The sequence below is a fragment of the Tamaricihabitans halophyticus genome, from assembly GCF_004340875.1.
GTDB lineage: Bacteria > Actinomycetota > Actinomycetes > Mycobacteriales > Pseudonocardiaceae > Tamaricihabitans > Tamaricihabitans halophyticus.
Window position 1 is genome coordinate 138,577 of the sequence record NZ_SLXQ01000007.1, and the last position, 16,043, is coordinate 154,619.

Annotated in this window: 18 protein-coding genes; 13 read left to right on the forward strand and 5 right to left on the reverse strand. The window is 65.6% G+C overall.

Annotated elements, in window-relative coordinates; all coding sequences use genetic code 11:
• Positions 1–14: 14 nt before the first annotated feature.
• Positions 15–902 (reverse strand): PAC2 family protein, encoded by an 888-nt coding sequence (locus tag EV191_RS17170; protein WP_243659020.1) that lies wholly within the window; start codon positions 900–902, stop codon positions 15–17.
• Positions 903–1,799: 897 nt separating this feature from the next.
• Here EV191_RS17170 and EV191_RS17175 point away from each other — a divergent pair.
• From EV191_RS17175 to hisG, 5 genes are all read left to right on the forward strand, one after another.
• Positions 1,800–2,000, forward strand: a complete 201-nt coding sequence (locus EV191_RS17175; protein ID WP_132878098.1) for a cold-shock protein — start codon at positions 1,800–1,802, stop codon at positions 1,998–2,000.
• A 23-nt stretch (positions 2,001–2,023) separates the two neighbouring features.
• Positions 2,024–2,248, forward strand: a complete 225-nt coding sequence (locus tag EV191_RS17180; protein ID WP_132878099.1) for a cold-shock protein — start codon at positions 2,024–2,026, stop codon at positions 2,246–2,248.
• Positions 2,249–2,487: 239 nt separating this feature from the next.
• Positions 2,488–3,192 (forward strand): HAD family hydrolase, encoded by a 705-nt coding sequence (locus EV191_RS17185; protein ID WP_132878100.1) that lies wholly within the window; start codon positions 2,488–2,490, stop codon positions 3,190–3,192.
• A 51-nt stretch (positions 3,193–3,243) separates the two neighbouring features.
• Entirely contained in the window at positions 3,244–3,507 is a 264-nt protein-coding gene (locus EV191_RS17190) for a phosphoribosyl-ATP diphosphatase (RefSeq protein ID WP_132878101.1), read from the forward strand.
• 22 nt (positions 3,508–3,529) lie between these two features.
• Positions 3,530–4,375, forward strand: a complete 846-nt coding sequence (hisG, locus tag EV191_RS17195; RefSeq protein ID WP_132878102.1) for an ATP phosphoribosyltransferase — start codon at positions 3,530–3,532, stop codon at positions 4,373–4,375.
• A 14-nt stretch (positions 4,376–4,389) separates the two neighbouring features.
• Here hisG and EV191_RS17200 read toward each other — a convergent pair whose 3' ends face one another.
• The gene (locus tag EV191_RS17200; RefSeq protein WP_132878103.1) at positions 4,390–5,190 is read right to left on the reverse strand and encodes a thioesterase family protein; all 801 of its coding nucleotides are present in this window, start codon (positions 5,188–5,190) and stop codon (positions 4,390–4,392) included.
• A 24-nt stretch (positions 5,191–5,214) separates the two neighbouring features.
• Complete coding sequence (locus EV191_RS17205) at positions 5,215–6,117, reverse strand: RecB family exonuclease (protein WP_132878104.1); 903 nt, start codon at positions 6,115–6,117, stop codon at positions 5,215–5,217.
• A gap of 122 nt (positions 6,118–6,239) precedes the next feature.
• On the opposite strand from EV191_RS17205, the gene EV191_RS17210 reads away from it, so the two are divergent.
• Both EV191_RS17210 and EV191_RS17215 read left to right on the forward strand, forming a co-directional pair.
• Complete coding sequence (locus EV191_RS17210; protein WP_424565475.1) at positions 6,240–7,376, forward strand: site-2 protease family protein; 1,137 nt, start codon at positions 6,240–6,242, stop codon at positions 7,374–7,376.
• Positions 7,377–7,435: 59 nt separating this feature from the next.
• Positions 7,436–8,305, forward strand: a complete 870-nt coding sequence (locus EV191_RS17215; protein ID WP_132878106.1) for a tRNA (adenine-N1)-methyltransferase — start codon at positions 7,436–7,438, stop codon at positions 8,303–8,305.
• A gap of 122 nt (positions 8,306–8,427) precedes the next feature.
• Here EV191_RS17215 and EV191_RS17220 read toward each other — a convergent pair whose 3' ends face one another.
• Positions 8,428–8,793: a hypothetical protein gene (locus EV191_RS17220; RefSeq protein ID WP_132878107.1), complete on the reverse strand. Its 366-nt coding sequence runs from the start codon at positions 8,791–8,793 to the stop codon at positions 8,428–8,430.
• 589 nt (positions 8,794–9,382) lie between these two features.
• Between EV191_RS17220 and arc the strand changes: the two genes are divergently transcribed.
• The 3 genes from arc (at position 9,383) to EV191_RS17240 (ending at position 12,642) form a co-directional block, all read left to right on the forward strand.
• Positions 9,383–11,302 (forward strand): proteasome ATPase, encoded by a 1,920-nt coding sequence (gene arc, locus EV191_RS17230; RefSeq protein WP_424565476.1) that lies wholly within the window; start codon positions 9,383–9,385, stop codon positions 11,300–11,302.
• A 149-nt stretch (positions 11,303–11,451) separates the two neighbouring features.
• Positions 11,452–11,757 (forward strand): hypothetical protein, encoded by a 306-nt coding sequence (locus EV191_RS17235; protein WP_243659036.1) that lies wholly within the window; start codon positions 11,452–11,454, stop codon positions 11,755–11,757.
• Positions 11,758–11,979: 222 nt separating this feature from the next.
• On the forward strand, positions 11,980–12,642 hold the full coding sequence (locus tag EV191_RS17240; RefSeq protein ID WP_132878111.1) for a hypothetical protein: 663 nt from the start codon (positions 11,980–11,982) through the stop codon (positions 12,640–12,642).
• Positions 12,643–12,663: 21 nt separating this feature from the next.
• Here the strand turns inward: EV191_RS17240 and EV191_RS17245 are convergent, their stop codons facing one another.
• Positions 12,664–13,176 (reverse strand): NUDIX hydrolase, encoded by a 513-nt coding sequence (locus EV191_RS17245; protein WP_132878112.1) that lies wholly within the window; start codon positions 13,174–13,176, stop codon positions 12,664–12,666.
• 57 nt (positions 13,177–13,233) lie between these two features.
• Between EV191_RS17245 and dop the strand changes: the two genes are divergently transcribed.
• From dop to prcB, 3 genes are all read left to right on the forward strand, one after another.
• On the forward strand, positions 13,234–14,736 hold the full coding sequence (dop, locus tag EV191_RS17250) for a depupylase/deamidase Dop (protein WP_132878113.1): 1,503 nt from the start codon (positions 13,234–13,236) through the stop codon (positions 14,734–14,736).
• A gap of 129 nt (positions 14,737–14,865) precedes the next feature.
• Entirely contained in the window at positions 14,866–15,060 is a 195-nt protein-coding gene (locus EV191_RS17255; protein WP_132878114.1) for a ubiquitin-like protein Pup, read from the forward strand.
• Positions 15,061–15,142: 82 nt separating this feature from the next.
• Complete coding sequence (gene prcB, locus EV191_RS17260) at positions 15,143–16,006, forward strand: proteasome subunit beta (protein WP_132878115.1); 864 nt, start codon at positions 15,143–15,145, stop codon at positions 16,004–16,006.
• Positions 16,007–16,043: the final 37 nt, after the last annotated feature.

Genomic DNA, 16,043 nt, shown 5'->3' on the forward strand with positions numbered 1-16,043 from the left:
GCCTCGCCGGTTGGTCAGCGGCCGCCGCGACCGCGGCGGCGAAGGTACCGTTCGAACTCGGCGGCGATGTCGTCACCGCTGGTCTCATGCAACGTCAGTTCGGCGTCACCGCGTTCCTCGAGGGCCCGGACGTAGCTGGCGATGTCCTCGTCCTCGTCGGCCATCTCGCTGACCGTCTGCTGCCACTCCTCCGCCTGTTCCGGCAGGGCGCCGAGGGGGACTTCGATATCCAGCACGTCTTCGACCTTGTGCAGCAGGGCGAGGGTCGCCTTCGGTGATGGTGGCTGGGAGACGTAGTGCGGTACCGCCGCCCAGAGGGAGACCGCCGGAACGCCGGCTCGTACGCAGGCGTCCTGGAATACACCGGTGATGCCGGAGGGGCCTTCGTAGCGTGAGCGGGTGAGACCGAACTTGTCCGCGGCCGAGTCGTCGTAGGCGGTGCCGGTGACTGGGATCGGACGGGTGTGCGGGGTGTCGGCGAGCAAGGCGCCCAGGGTGACGACGGTGGTGACCCCGAAGTTGTTCACGTGCTCGATTAGCTCAGCGCAGAACTGGCGCCAGCGCATATTGGGCTCGATGCCGTGCACGAGCACCACATCGCGATCGGAACCGGGTGGCCGGCACACCGAAAGGCGCGTGGTTGGCCACTCCATGCCCCTGGTCACTCCGTCGACCATCCGAACCTGCGGCCGGGTCACCTGGAAGTCGTAGTACTCATCAGGGTTGATCTCGGTAAGTGGGGTAGCGTCCCAGGTCAGGTGCAGATGTTCGATCGCGGTCGATGCCGCGTCACCCCCGTCGTTCCATCCTTCAAACGCCGCGAGCAGTACTGGTTCGGTCAGTTCTGCCTTGTCCTCGGCCGTGTCTGCGGAGTGCTCAGTTGCCTGGTCCTGGTCGGTCACCGGGACAGCGTACGACCCAGCGGGCGCTGAGGTGCACCGGCAGGTTCGCGAGTGTCGCCGACGGTTAGCACCCCGTGCTTCTGGGTGTACAACGCGGCGCAGTCCGGACAGCGTGGCGGTCGGTTCGCCCATAGCCCATCGCGGTCAAGGCCCCACCTCGTCGCCTACGTCCGGGCAGGTGCCACCTTCGATGGAGGCATACTCGTCGAACGACAAGGTTCCGAGGGCCGGGCCGAGGTGGTCTGAGGAGGGTGTGGCCATGCGGATCGAGTTCACCCTCGATTGCACTGATCTCTAGGCGCAGGAGCGTTTCTGGGCGGCCGCGCTGGGCGGCGATGTCGAGGGCGTGATCAACGGCAGATATATCGCGCCGAGCGGTCCGGGTATCAGCCTGACCCTGCAGCGTGTTCCCGAAGGCAAGACCGTCAAGGAAGGTAACGAGTTCCGCCTCGCCTCAGACTCGTCGACGAAACCTGCACACCCGGAATGAATGCGTAAATGCCGGACTTTGCGGCAACGCGACCGATCCACAGCCCCGGGCAGTTGCTCACTTCCCGTGTTCATGTGTTCACGTCTCGCGGTCGAAGCGCTAACCCACGACGAAACGTACGGGCAGGCGACAGCGCACGATGAGCGTGTTGGCATCTGGGCTGCCCGAGGAGCGAGCAGGTGACGTGCGACACCCTGCCGGGTTCAGGGGAACGAATCGGACGTCGGCTGGGTTGTACGTGGTGGTCGTAGAGTTTTGTGTTCGTGTCTCATCACGCTCGCGGAAACGTTGTTGCGGGCGCTTCTTTCTTCCCTTGCAGGACAAGCCGGAGAAGTCGCGGTCTGACACCCGGCCATGGGACCGCGGAGTGCGGTATCCATATCCAGTTTCAGGTAAGGGAAAAAGTTATGACACAGGGAACCGTGAAGTGGTTCAACTCGGAGAAGGGCTTCGGCTTCCTCTCCCGCGAAGATGGCCCTGACGTTTTCGTGCACTACTCGGAGATCGACGGCTACGGCTATCGCAGCCTGGAGGAGAACCAGCGCGTCGAGTTCGAGGTCAACCAAGGCCCCAAGGGCCCGCAGGCCACTGGCGTCCGCGCCGTCTGATTCAGACGGCAGCGGAAAACCTTATGGCACATGGCATTGTTACCTGGTTTGACCAGGGGCGAGGCTTCGGTTTCATCTCGCGCGCGGGCTTCGTTTCCCGTGACGACGGTGGCGCCGAAGTCTTCGTGCACCGCGGACAGATCAGCGGCGACGGTTCTCGTCGTCTCGGCAGAGGCGACCGGGTGAGCTTCACCCTGCGACCGCATGCTGCGGGCTTACGCGCGGCGGACGTCCGCCAGGTCGGCTGACCCAGCCCATATCGTGCTCCTATCAGCGCTCTGCTGACGGAGACACCAAGAAAACCGGTGCCCCTCAACCCACGTGGCTGAGGGGCACCGGTTTTGTTTCGAACAGCGGGCCCATGTCGTGTCCGGGCCGGCAGTTGGTTGGCGGCACCCGTAAGGTGGGTGTGAAACGTGTGGCCCGCCGGTGTGCCCACGGTCAATCCGGCATTTACAACCAACTGGACGACCTACGGATACGGAGCATGGTGGCTACACCGGACGAGGCAGTGGTGCGGGACCTTCCCTCGGCCGTCTTCTGGGATATGGACGGCACACTGCTGGACACCGAAAAGATCTGGGATGTGTCGCTGTCCGATCTGGCCGTATGGCTGGGCGGTGAGTTGACCGACGAGGTGCGTGAGTCGATGGTCGGCTCCAATCAGCGGAGCACCTTGCGGACCATCTTCGACCATCTGGACATCGAGCCGAGCGCTGAGCGGCTCGCCGAAGCCGATCGCTACCTGACCGAGCGCACCGCCGAGCTGTTCAGTGGGGCATTGCCCTGGCGGCCGGGCGCGTACGACACGCTGACCGGGTTGGCCACCGAAGGCGTGCCGATGGCGCTGGTCACCTCGACGACCAGGGAACTCACCGAACTCGCACTGCACACGATCGGGCGAAGCGTGTTCCAGGAGACGGTGTGTGGCGACGAGGTGGATGGCAAGAACAAGCCGCATCCGGAACCGTACGCGCGGGCCGCGCGGCTACTGGGAGTCGACGCGAGCAACTGCATCGCGGTTGAGGACTCGCCGACGGGCGTTCGCTCCGCGGTGGCTGCTGGCTGCACCGTTCTCGCCGTGCCATGCGAAGTGCCCGTGCCAGAAGGTGAACGCCGCGTGCTGCGCGATTCGCTTGCGGGGGTGGATCTGGCGCTGCTGCGCGGGTTGCTCCTCGACCCGGGGGCATAGCCAGCGGGGCCATCGGCGGCGGCATCTGCCGGGATGCAAGGATCGTTGCTCGTGAAGACGTTCGACGAGTTGTTCGCCGAGTTGCGGGACCGCGCTGAGCAGCGACCGGAAGGCTCCGGCACGGTTGCCGCGCTGGAATCCGGGGTGCACGCCCAGGGCAAGAAGGTGCTCGAGGAAGCCGGCGAGGTATGGATCGCCGCCGAGCACGAATCCGATGACCGGCTGGCCGAGGAGATCTCCCAGCTGCTCTATCGCGTGCAGGTGCTCATGCTCGGTCGCGGGCTGGACACCACGGACGTCTACCGATATCTGTAAGGCGAATCAGGAGAAACAGCACATGCTGCGTGTCGCGGTGCCGAACAAGGGCGCACTGGCCGGGCCCACCTCGGAAATGTTGCGGGAAGCCGGTTATCGACAGCGACATGAAACGCGCGAGTTGACCGTGCTGGATCCGACGAACGAGGTCGAGTTCTTCTTCCTACGCCCCAAGGACATCGCGATCTACGTCGGCGCGGGCGACGTAGATCTGGGGATCACCGGGCGAGATCTCGCCAGGGATTCGGGTGCCCCAGCGCGGGAACGCCTCGCCCTCGGTTTCGGCGGTTCGACCTTCCGCTACGCGGCGCCGCTTGACCGGGAATGGACCGTCCAGGATCTTGCCGGCAAGCGACTTGCCACGTCGTATCCCCGGCTCGTCAAGGACGACCTCGCCCAACACGGGGTCTCGGCCGAGGTGATCCGGTTGGACGGCGCCGTGGAGATCTCGGTACAGCTTGATGTGGCGGACGCGATCGCGGATGTGGTCGGGTCCGGGCGAACCCTTCGCCAGCACGGGCTGGCGCCGTTTGGCGAGCCGATCTGTGTTTCCGAGGCGGTGTTGCTCGACCAGGACGGCGCCGCGGAAACCGCGGCCAAGGCACAGTTGACGGCCAGGCTTCAGGGCGTCGTGTTCGCGCAGCACTACATGATGCTCGACTACGACTGCCCGAAAACGCTGTTGGCGGCCGCGACGGCGATCACCCCAGGGTTGGAATCGCCGACGGTCGCGCCGCTTGCGGATCCGGAGTGGGTGGCGGTGCGAGCGATGGTGCCGCGCAAGGACGTGAACCACACGATGGACGAACTCGCGGCGATCGGCGCCCGCGCGGTGCTCGCTTCGGATATTCGTTCCTGCCGCCTGTGAACCGTCCCGTTGGGCTAGCGGGGGCGAATCAGCAAGCTCTGCGCGCCATTGGCGACTTGCCCGTGGTGGTCGTGTAGCACCGAAACGGCGGTACCCACACCGTTCGGCCCGATGATCGTGTTCGCGTCCAGCCCGATCCACTCCCCGGTGGGTTCGCGCTGGATGTGCACGGTCAACTCGGTATTGATGAAGTACCACTCGGTGGGTTTCAGTCGGCTGGACGCGCCGTTGCCGGAGTCGGCGACGGCGAGTAGCCGCTGCAGCCCACTGGGCTGCTCGCCGGTCACCAAGGGCACCCGCTGCCGTAGCCAGATCTTGGCCGGTCCGGGAACATCCAGTGCGCCATCGATGCTGCGCCATTCCATCGCGTCGAGATACCCACCGAGCCAGCCGGCTGGCCGTGGGAGCTGCTGGCCGAACTCGGCTGAGGGCGTGAGGGGTTCGACCGCGCCAGCCAGCTGAGCGGTCGTGTCCCCGCTCAGCATCCGCCAAGCGCTGGCCGTGGCCACCACACCACGCTCGGACTCCAGGCTCGCGGTGAGCTGCTCGACCGACTTCCCCGGGCGCGCGATCTGCGCACGCACGTGCAGCGGCGCAACCGGCACCGGCCCGAGGATCTCGATCGTGATCCGGGACAGCTGCATCTCCCGATCCGCGGGACAGTGCTCCAGCGCTCTGGCGAGCAGTGCCGAGGGCGGACCGAGATGTTGGTGGCCCACTGACCATGGGCCTGCCGTATGTGGCGTGGCGGCGAACCAGTCATCGCCACGTGGCTCGAAGAAGGCAGACTGGTCAGCGGGCCCGTCGGGGGTCATGGGGGTTATCGGTTCCATCGCGGCTCAGTCTGCCCGGTCCAGCGCGGACTCGTCGCCGGGATTGGGCTCTGGCCACCCGGGGTACTCCGGGGGGACCCCGCCGAACGCGGGGCACCGCGCCTTGTGATCGCAGTAGTTGCACAGTTTGCTCGGGCTGGGCCGAAAGTCTCCGGACTTTCCCGCTCGCAGGATCGCGTCCCAGATCGCTTCCAGGGTTCGTTCGAACCGGCGCAGTTCAGCTTCATCGGGAGCGTAGGCGAGTGCCTGCTTGTCCGAGAGATACATCAGCCGTAGCTGACGCGGCACTTCGCCGCGAAGCCGCCACAACACGACGGCGTAGAACTTCATCTGGAACATTGCCTTGGCCTCGCCGATTTCCCTCGGCGCCGCACCGGATTTGTAGTCGACCACCCGGATCTCGCCGGTTGGGGCGACATCGAGCCGGTCGATATAGCCGCGTAGCAGCATCCCGGAAGCCAGTTCGGCTTCTACCCTGAGTTCGCATGCCTCGGGCTCGATCCTGGTTGGGTCTTCCAGTTCGAAATAGCCATCGATCAACGCTTCCGCACTGGCCAGCCAGCTTTCCGTAGCAGTGGGCTCGTCGTTTGCTCCGGCAAAGAGCTCCAGCCAATCCGCATGTTCGGCCGACAGACGCTGCCAGGTCGGTCCGAGCAACGCGCGCGCTCGTTCCGGACCGCGCTCGGCCGTGGGCAGCGCGAACAGCTGCTCGAGCACCGAATGCACCAGAATGCCGCGCACCTGCGCCTTAGTTGGTTGCTCCGGTAACCGGTCCACGGCGCGGAATCGGTACAGCAGTGGACACTGTTTGAAATCGCTCGCCCTGGACGGGGAGAGCGCCGGGCGGCGTACCTCGTCTGGAGCCGTGTTCGCCGTAGCGGCGTCCAGTTGACTCGTCGTGTCCTGCATGGCCGGCACCCTATGCTAGGCCACTGACAGCGCAGCGCTGCCCGGTGGGGACACCCAGTAGTGCGAGGTCCCGCCGAATATGTCACGGCATTCCCACACGACAAGCCCTACGCTGATTGGCCGTGACGACCATCAGGATTGGACGACGTCAATCCGGACTGGACGGCGGGTTGCTGCTGTTCCGGGTGAGCGGCGTGCCGGTGTTGCTCGCGCCATCCTGGTGGATCGGGTCACTCGTCGTCACCGTGCTCTACGCGCCGCTGGTCGGCCGGCTGCTGCCGGAGGCCAGTTCGACGCTGTCCTGGACCCTCTCGGCCACCTTCGCGGTGCTGCTCGGCCTGTCGGTACTCGCCCACGAACTGGGCCACTGCGTGGTCGCGCTGCGCCTCGGGCTGCCGGTGCGCCGATTGCGGTTGTTCCTGCTCGGCGGCATCGCGGAGATCGGCCGGACACCCAAGCGCCCCGGACACGAGGGTCTGGTCGCGGTCGCCGGCCCAGCGGTTTCGGCGGTGCTGGCCGCCATTGGTACCGGACTGCTGTTGATCGTGCCGCTGGAAGGCGCGCTGTGGCTGCTGGTACTCGAGTTCGCGGTCGCCAATATCGCGGTCACGGTATTCAACATGCTGCCGGGGCTGCCGCTGGACGGCGGACGGCTGTTGCGTGCCGGGGTCTGGGCGTTGACCGGTAAGCGTGCCCAGGGCACCAGGGCGGCCGTGGTTGGCGGTGCCGCGGTCGCGGTTGTGCTGCTTGGCTGGGCGCTCTGGGGGGTAGCCACGGGCAGCCCGGACCGGTGGCTACGGCTTGGGGTATGCGTGCTCACGGCGTGGTTCGTGGTGATGGGCGCGAGCGGTGAGTTGAGCGCGGAGCAGCGCAGGGGAGTGTCGGACAACCTACGAGTGGGCGACGTGGTGCGTCCCGTGTTGCAGTTGCCGGCGGAAAGTCCGGTCGCGGACGCGCTGAGTGCCTCGGCGGGTAGGGGAGTGGTGCTGGTTCGGGCAGACGGCGTGGCCGCCGGGCTGCTTGATCAGGCCAGAGCCGAGCGATTGGCCGAGGTATCCCCGCTCGCGCCGGCCGAGCAGGCCGCCGAGGCGATCCGGCCGGAAACCGTGCTGCTCGATTCGGAGTCCGGCGAGGACGTGGTCGAACGCGTGCAGGAAGTGGCTGCCTGGCAGTTCCTGGTCGTCGACGAGAACGGTCGCCCAGCCGGAGTGCTCCGCAGGGAGGACCTGCGTGCCGCCTTGCGTTCCGGGCACCGTTAACCAAGGCGGACGTGGCGCGTTGCCCACCCGTCACCGGTGCGCAGGGGTCTGCGATCATCATGCGGCGATTTCGGGTATCCGCACAGGAGGTAGTGGCGCGCGTGGGCAGGGCGAGTGGGCCGTTTCAGGTCGGTGATCGGGTACAGCTGACCGATCCAAAAGGGCGCCACTACACGATAGTGCTGAGTGAAGGCGGGGAATACCACACGCATCGTGGCGCGCTGGCGCACGACGACGTGTTGGGTAGCCCGGAGGGATCGGTCGTCACCTCGGCGGGCGGCACCGCGTACCTGGCGATGCGCCCGTTGCTTGCCGACTACGTGCTGTCCATGCCGCGCGGTGCGCAGGTCATCTACCCGAAGGACGCCGCGCAGATCCTGATGTGGGGCGATATCTTCCCCGGCGCGCGGGTACTGGAAGCCGGTGCGGGTTCGGGCGCGTTGTCATGTTCGCTGCTTCGTGCCGTGGGCTCGCAAGGCAGTGTGACCTCTTACGAAGCGCGGGAGGATCACGCCGAACACGCCGAGCGAAACGTCACGCGGTTCTTTGGTGCCGCACCGGAGAACTGGTCGTTGGTCGTGGCTGACGTCGCGGAGCATCGTGGCGAAGTGGACCGGGTCGTACTCGACATGCTCGCGCCGTGGGAGGCGCTGCCGACCGTGGCTAAGCAGCTGATTCCCGGTGGCGTGCTGGTCGTCTACGTGGCGACCACGACACAGCTGTCCAGGGTGACTGAGGCGCTGCGCGAACAGCAGTTCTGGACCGAGCCACAGTCCTGGGAGACGCTACTGCGACCGTGGCACGCGGTCGGGCTGGCGGTGCGGCCAGAACACCGCATGGTCGCGCATACGGCGTTCCTGCTGGTCGCCCGACGATTGGCGGACGGGGTGACTCCGCCCCGAGTGCAGCGCCGGCCAAGTCGTGGCTAAACTGGACAACTAAGACATAGCGTTCATCGGCTGAGGCGTCGTTCCGGCGTCCGGGCTCGGATACAACTGTGGCCCCGGCGGATCAACGCCGAGGCCACAATCAATTCGCGTCGAGCAACGCGCTACATGTTTGGTTGCTCAGGCTCGAAGTTCGAGGCGCACCAGTCGCCGCCTTCGTTCTTGAAGGTCATAGGTCCCTTGAGTTCCAGCTCTTGGCCCTGCATGCTGACTTTGACCGAAATGGTCGCGGTGGCCGTGTCGCCGTTTTCCTCGGCATCACTTTCGAGGCTTGCGTCGATTTGGGCATTCTCGAGTTCCGGTGGAACGGCCAGCATGCTGCCGTCGGAGTTATCGCCGCACTCGAGTTCGGCCGCGGCCTTTGCGTCCTTGTCGTTGATCGCGGCGACAACCTTCTCCGCGGTTGCCTGAGCGCCGCCACCGCCGAGCACGAGGATCAGCGTGACCGCGATACCGGCGGCGACCAGCACGGCCGCACCGGTGAGAATCCAGGGCAGGGGGCTCTTCTTGCGACCCTGCGGCGGTGGCGGAAACCCGCCATCCGGCGGCGGACCGCCGGGGAAGGTGCCACCGGGGCCGCCAGGTCCCCCGGGACCGCCGGGTCCACCGGGTCCGGGTGGACCACCGAAGCCGGGTGCTCCTGGTGGTGGTCCACCGGGCGCTCCCGGTGGCGGAGGACCGTAACCGGGCTGGGGCTGCGGCCCACTAGGTGGGAAGCCGCCACCTGGCTGTCCACCATATGGACCGGGCGGGGGGCCCTGTGGTCCAGGCTGCCCGAATGGACCAGGCTGCTGCGGCGGTTGGGACATTACGTTCTCCTCTTTCAGCGCCAGCCGGGTGGCGCTTGAGTTCCCCGACACGTTTGGCCGGATTTGTGGGGCTACTTACTTGACGCACGGTAGCTGGTGCTCGGTTCCACCTGACAGCGACTTGACCGAATCCGCGATCTCCGCGTCGTAAATTGGCTGTGACGACACGTCCTGCAATGCGGACAATCCCTTTGCTTGACGGTGATCGCCGGTACCGTTGGGAGCAGGACGCACGGGAGGAGGTGCCGACATGCAGCACGACCGCCCCGGAAGTCGGCCGGAAGGATCCGACCCCGATTACATCGACCCCAACCCTATGAACTATTCGGACCGGTCGGCCGAGGGCCAGCCGGAAGCCAGCGCGACACCCGATCGCTCGGATGACGGTCGTTCGGATTACCACGCCGCGGCCCAGCGGGCAGCCGACGAAGGCGATCGGCAAGCACAGGTTCGTTACCTGGAAGAGGAGATTGCCCTCCTACGGAGCAAGCTCAATGAGTCGCCTCGGCACAATCGGCTACTCGAGCAACGGCTCGCGGAGGCCTCGGAGCGGGTAAGTCAGCTCACCGAGCGGAACAACAAGTTGGTCGAAACACTCCGGGAGGCGCGCAGTCAGCTGCTCGCGCTTCGCGAGGAGGTCGACCGGTTAGCGCAGCCGCCGAGTGGTTATGGCGTGTTCGTGCGAGCGTACGAGGACGGCACGATCGACGTGTACACCTCGGGCCGGCGGATGCGCGTCGCGGTATCTCCCAACGTGGAAATCGAGTCATTGCGTCGCGGTCAATCGCTGCGGCTCAATGAAGCCCTGACCGTGGTGGAAGCCGGTGACTTCGAGCGCACTGGTGAGGTCTGCGCGCTACGCGAGGTGCTTGCGCCAGCCGGGTCGCATGAGCAGTCCAGGGCGCTGGTCGTAGGGCACGCGGATGAGGAGCGGATCGTCTGGCTTGCGGACCCGCTCGTTGACGACAGCGCCAACCCGCTCAAGTCCGGCGATTCGTTGCTCGTGGACAGCAAGGCTGGTTACGCCTACGAGCGGGTACCCAAGGCTGAGGTAGAAGACCTCGTACTCGAAGAGGTTCCGGACGTCCGCTACGAGGACATCGGCGGGTTGTTCCGGCAGATCGAGCAGATCAGGGACGCGGTTGAACTGCCATTCCTGCACGCGGATCTGTTCAACCAGTACGAGTTGCGGCCGCCGAAGGGTGTATTGCTGTACGGCCCGCCTGGCTGCGGTAAAACACTGATCGCGAAGGCGGTGGCGAACTCACTGGCCAAGCAGGTGACGGCCGCGCGGGGCGACGATGACTCGCATGCGAAGTCGTACTTCCTCAACATCAAGGGCCCTGAGCTGCTGAACAAGTTCGTTGGGGAAACCGAGCGGCATATCCGGCTGATCTTCCAGCGGGCCAGGGAAAAGGCTTCGGAAGGTACGCCGGTGATCGTCTTCTTCGACGAGATGGACTCCATCTTCCGCACTCGCGGCAGCGGTGTGTCCTCGGACGTGGAAACCACGATCGTGCCGCAGTTGCTTTCGGAGATCGACGGTGTCGAGGGCTTGGAGAACGTGATCGTGATCGGCGCCTCCAACCGGGAGGACATGATCGATCCGGCGATCCTGCGTCCTGGCCGGCTGGACGTCAAGATCAAGATCGAGCGGCCGGACGCCGAAGCGGCGAAGGACATCTTCTCCAAGTATCTGACCACGAATTTGCCAATCCACGCCGACGATCTGAGCGAGTTCGGCGGCGATGGCAAGGCATGCATCGACGCGATGATTCAGCACACCGTTGAACGCATGTACGCGGAGAGTGACGAGAACCGGTTCCTCGAGGTCACGTACGCGAATGGAGACAAGGAAGTGCTGTACTTCCGGGACTTCAACTCGGGTGCGATGATCCAGAACATCGTGGACCGGTCGAAGAAGGCCGCGATCAAGTCGGTCCTGGACACGAAGCAACCAGGCTTGCGGGTGCAGCACCTGCTGGATGCGATCGTGGACGAGTTCGCCGAGAACGAGGATCTGCCCAATACGACCAACCCGGACGATTGGGCGCGTATCTCCGGCAAGAAGGGGGAGCGGATCGTCTACATCCGCACCCTGGTGACAGGCAAGAACCAGGATTCCGGAAGGGCGATCGACACGGCAACGAACACCGGCCAGTACCTCTAGAGCGAACGACATATGGGCGCACGGCACGCCGTGCGCCCATATGTGTGCCGGTCGGTGTATAACGCCTTATCCTGCGAAGCGTGAGTGATCATGAACAGGATGGCGAGGCGTTCGCCACGCATCCCCGGGTGCCGGTAACCGCGCGGGAGATGACGGAATGGCTGGGGGAGATGGCCGAACTTGCCCGGGCTGGCGAGGTATCCGCGGATGAGCTGATCAGAGTTCTGGGTGAACTGCGTGCTGCGGCGACGGCGTGCGCGAACGCCTCCGACTGGGCTCTCATGGCCGCCCGCGAGGCAGGTGCGAGCCTGCGCCAGGTGGCCACGGTATTTGGCAAAGGCTACGTTCGGTCGCCGGCCGCGCGCCTGGAAAAACTGCACCGCGAGGCGTTGACCTCGGACGAGTTTCTCGAACTGATTCGTGCTCGCGGCCACGACGCCTCGACTGGCGTATAACGACCTATACGGCCGGGCTTTGTGTGGACCCCTCGCCTCGTCACGTCGACCACACGCGTCACCACCAGAAACATGCAACGACTCCAGAGACACGATCGGTGTCCTGGGGCGGACTTCTCCCTCGGATGTGGGAGTCGGTTACGCGCTGAAACCGATGCAGTAGGTTGCGGCGTGTGCCCGGCCGTTGCCGAGCGGTCATTCCGGACTGGGGAAGGAAACCTAGTGCGCCTCGTGTCTGTCGAGCGGGTTGCCGCGAGCCTGGCGGTAGTCGGCATGATCACCCTTACCGCATGCGCGGACCAGCCACGGGAACTGCGGTCCGCTGTGGATGGCGGCGAATCCGGCGCCGCCACGTCGACGACACGTCTGGCGCCTGAACCGGCGCCGCCGAGCAACGCCGGCGACCCCGAGCGGCAGCCGGCTGCTGAGGTCGGATCTGCCCTGTTCACGGCTGCTGACGTGGCCGACGAGGAGGTAGCTCCGGACCCTGCGGATACCGAACCGGTCGCCGCGATTCAGGACTGCGTGAGTCCGGCTCAGCCGGCGCTGGCCGAGGAGGGCACGTACTGGCGGTATCCAACGGGGTCTCGGCTACAGCAGGTCGTGACCGGGTATCCGGCTGGTGAGGCAGTTCGCCTTGCGGAACAAGCCAGGGACTGCGGTACTCGACCACTGGATCTGGCTGCCGTATTGGCGCCAGCCGCCGCGCAGGGCGGAGGCTGGTGTGTTGCCGAGCCGGAGCCAACGTGTGCCGCACTGTTGGCCGATGGTCAGCGGTTGGCGGCCATCGCGGTCTATGGCACCACTGAGGAACGGGCAGCCGAAGCCGTGCTGCGGCTCGCGCCTGTGACGGCCGAGGCGCTGCGTCGCGGCGAGCCGGGCTGACCTAGCTCGGGGACTGGGAGCTCAGCTGCTGGTTAGGTCCAGCCACCGGAGGGCGAACTGGCGCCCATCGGGCACAAACGGCCATTCGCCGGTCAACCGAGCACGTAGTTCGGTGACCGGTAGCCATTCGCCGGCGACGATCTCGGCTTCCTGGTGCACGATGGGGCCGTCCCAGCGCGCTTCGAAGCAATACGCATGTACGCGTACCGGTGGCTGGTCGTAAACGTCGGTGAACAGATGGCGTAGAACTGTGCCCGAAACGCCCAGTTCCTCGGCGAGTTCGCGATAGGCCGCCTGTTCTGGTGTCTCGCCCGCCGCGACGACGCCGCCCGCCCAGCAGTCATACATGCTCGGGAAGACATCCTTGCTTGCGCTGCGCAGATGGACGTAGACCCGCTCGCCGTCGCCGGAGCGGACGAGTATCCCACTGCTCGCGTGCCACAGCCCCTCGGCACGTACCGCGCTGCGCTGGGCCGAACCGATGACGTCGCCGTTTTCGTCGTACCGCGCTACGAGCTCGTCACCACCGGTCACTCGACGATCCTGTCACGCCGGCGGCGAAGACGGCAGCCGAGGCCGTAGGCTTCGAGTATGCGGCGGATCATGGGAACCGAGGTGGAGTACGGCATCGCGGTGCCGGGCGACCCCACCGCCAATCCGGTACTGACCTCGACACAAGTAGTACTCGCGTATGCGGCTGCCGCGGATATTCCGCGAGCCCGTCGAGCGCGCTGGGATTATGAGGTCGAATCACCATTGCGTGACGCGCGCGGCTTTGACCTGGCTGGCCCGGGCAACCAGCCTCAGGACCCGGAGGTGGAAGACCTCGGCGCGGCGAATGTGATCCTGACAAATGGTGCCCGGCTATACGTTGACCACGCGCATCCCGAGTACTCCGCGCCGGAGGTCACCAACGCGCGGGACGCGGTGCTGTGGGACAAGGCTGGCGAACGCGTCATGGAGGAGGCCGCGCTCAAGGCGGCCACGGTGCCCGGTCAGCCACGTCTGCAGCTGTACAAGAACAACGTGGATGGCAAGGGCGCGAGCTACGGCACGCACGAGAACTACCTGATGAGTAGGGCGACCCCGTTCACCGCGGCGATTGCCGGACTGACGCCGTTCTTCGTGTCCCGACAGGTGGTGTGCGGTTCGGGCCGGGTGGGTCTTGGCGCGACCGGAGATGACGCTGGCTTCCAGCTGACCCAGCGGGCCGACTACGTCGAGGTCGAGGTCGGGCTGGAGACCACGCTCAAGCGCGGGATCATCAACACCCGTGATGAGCCGCATGCGGATGCGGACAAGTACCGCCGGTTGCATGTGATCATCGGGGACGCGAACCTCGCCGAGTACTCGACCTACCTGAAGATCGGCAGTACCGCGCTGGTGATCGAGATGATCGAAGCGGGGGTGCGGTTCGATCATCTGAAGCTGGCCGAGCCGGTGCGCGCGGTGCACACGATCAGCCACGACCCCACGTTGAAGGCCACCGTCGAATTGGCCAGTGGTCGCAAGTTCACCGGTCTGGACCTGCAGTTCGCCTACCACGAGTTGGCGAGTGAGTACGCCGAGCAGCATGAGCTCGATCATGACTCGCGCGAGGTTCTGCGGCTGTGGGGCGAGGTACTCGACGCGCTAGCCAGGGACCCGGATGAATGCGCGGATCGGCTGGACTGGCCCGCGAAGTTGCGGTTGCTCGAGGGCTACCGGGCACGTGACGGCCTTGGCTGGGCTTCACCCCGGCTGCACATGATCGACCTGCAGTATTCGGATGTGCGCTTGGACAAGGGCCTGTACAACCGGTTGGTCGCGCGCGGGTCGATGCGCCGCTTGGTGAGCGAGGAACAAGTGCAGCAGGCGATGACCACGCCACCGGATGACACCAGGGCGTATTTCCGCGGTCGCTGCCTTGAGCGCTACCCGGAGGCGATCGCGGCCGCATCGTGGGATTCGGTGATCTTCGATGTCGGCAGGGAATCGTTGGTGCGGATTCCGACACTGGAACCGCTTCGGGGCACGAAGGCGCACGTTGGCGAGCTGCTGACCGCCGCGCAGACGGCTGAAGAGCTTGTCGACGCCCTGACCAAGCGAGACTGAGCAGCGGGTCGCTGGCCGCGCTGGCACGGCTGTCTGGTCGATCCCGGGCGAGTTGGCTAGCGACGATGACGGTGCTACTAGGTAATGTTGACGTGACGGGGTTAGTACGAGCCACACCGGGAGGCGATGATGGCTCAGGACAAGGTCCAGAAGCATGGTGGCGGAGACGAGGACGAGGAGTTCTCCGACGGTGGCCCCGCGGGGCAGGAACGCCGCGAGAAGCTTGATGAGGACGTGGACACGATCCTGGACGAGATCGACGACGTGCTCGAGGAAAACGCCGAGGACTTCGTGCGCGCCTATGTGCAGAAAGGCGGCCAGTAGTCGCGCGGCGGGGCGTACTACCCTTGCCCGCCGGAACAGCCAAGCCATCACTCGTTGATTGGGACAGGAACCACAGGCACGTATGGACAACACCGCAGCTGGCCAGTCATCGTCCGCGCCGTTCGGTGGCCGCCTGCCGGCCGCCTACTTCGCGCCGGGCACGTCGTCGTTCACCGAGTTTCTTCGTTCGCAGGCACCGGAACTGCTACCCGGGCGACGGGTAAGTAGTTCCGCGGAAGACCTCGCGCTGCCGCATGGCACCACGATCGTCGCGTTGACCTTCGCGGGCGGAGTACTCATCGCTGGCGACCGCCGGGCGACTGCCGGCAATCTGATCGCGCAACGGGATATCGAGAAGGTCTACGTCACCGACGATTACTCCGCGGTGGGTATCGCCGGCACCGCGGGTATCGCGATCGAGCTCGTCCGGCTGTACGGCGTGGAACTCGCGCATTACGAGAAGATCGAAGGCGTATCACTCTCGCTGGATGGGAAGACGAACAAGCTGGCGGCGATGGTGCGATCGAACCTGGACGCCGCCCTCGCCGGGCTGGCGGTATTGCCGCTGTTCGTCGGTTATGACCAGGAAGCCAGTGATCCGACCAAGGCTGGGCGAATCGTCACCTTTGATGCGACCGGCGGGCGTTACGAGGAAAACGCCGGCTATCACGCCATTGGGTCGGGTTCGCTGTTCGCGAAGTCCGCGTTGAAGAAGCTCTACGACCCCGCGGCTGACGAGGAGGCCGCGCTGCGGACCGTCGTAGAAGCGCTGTATGACGCGGCCGATGACGATACCGCGACTGGTGGCGCGGACCTGGTGCGCCGAATCTTCCCCACGGTGATCTCGATTACCGGTGAACACGGTGCGGTGCAGATCGAGGAAGAGCGGACCAGTGCGGTCGCCGAGACATTGATCGCGGAGCGTAGCGCCACTTCCACCGGCTGAGTCAGCACCGGCGCCACGACGGTTGCGCCGGTGCCAG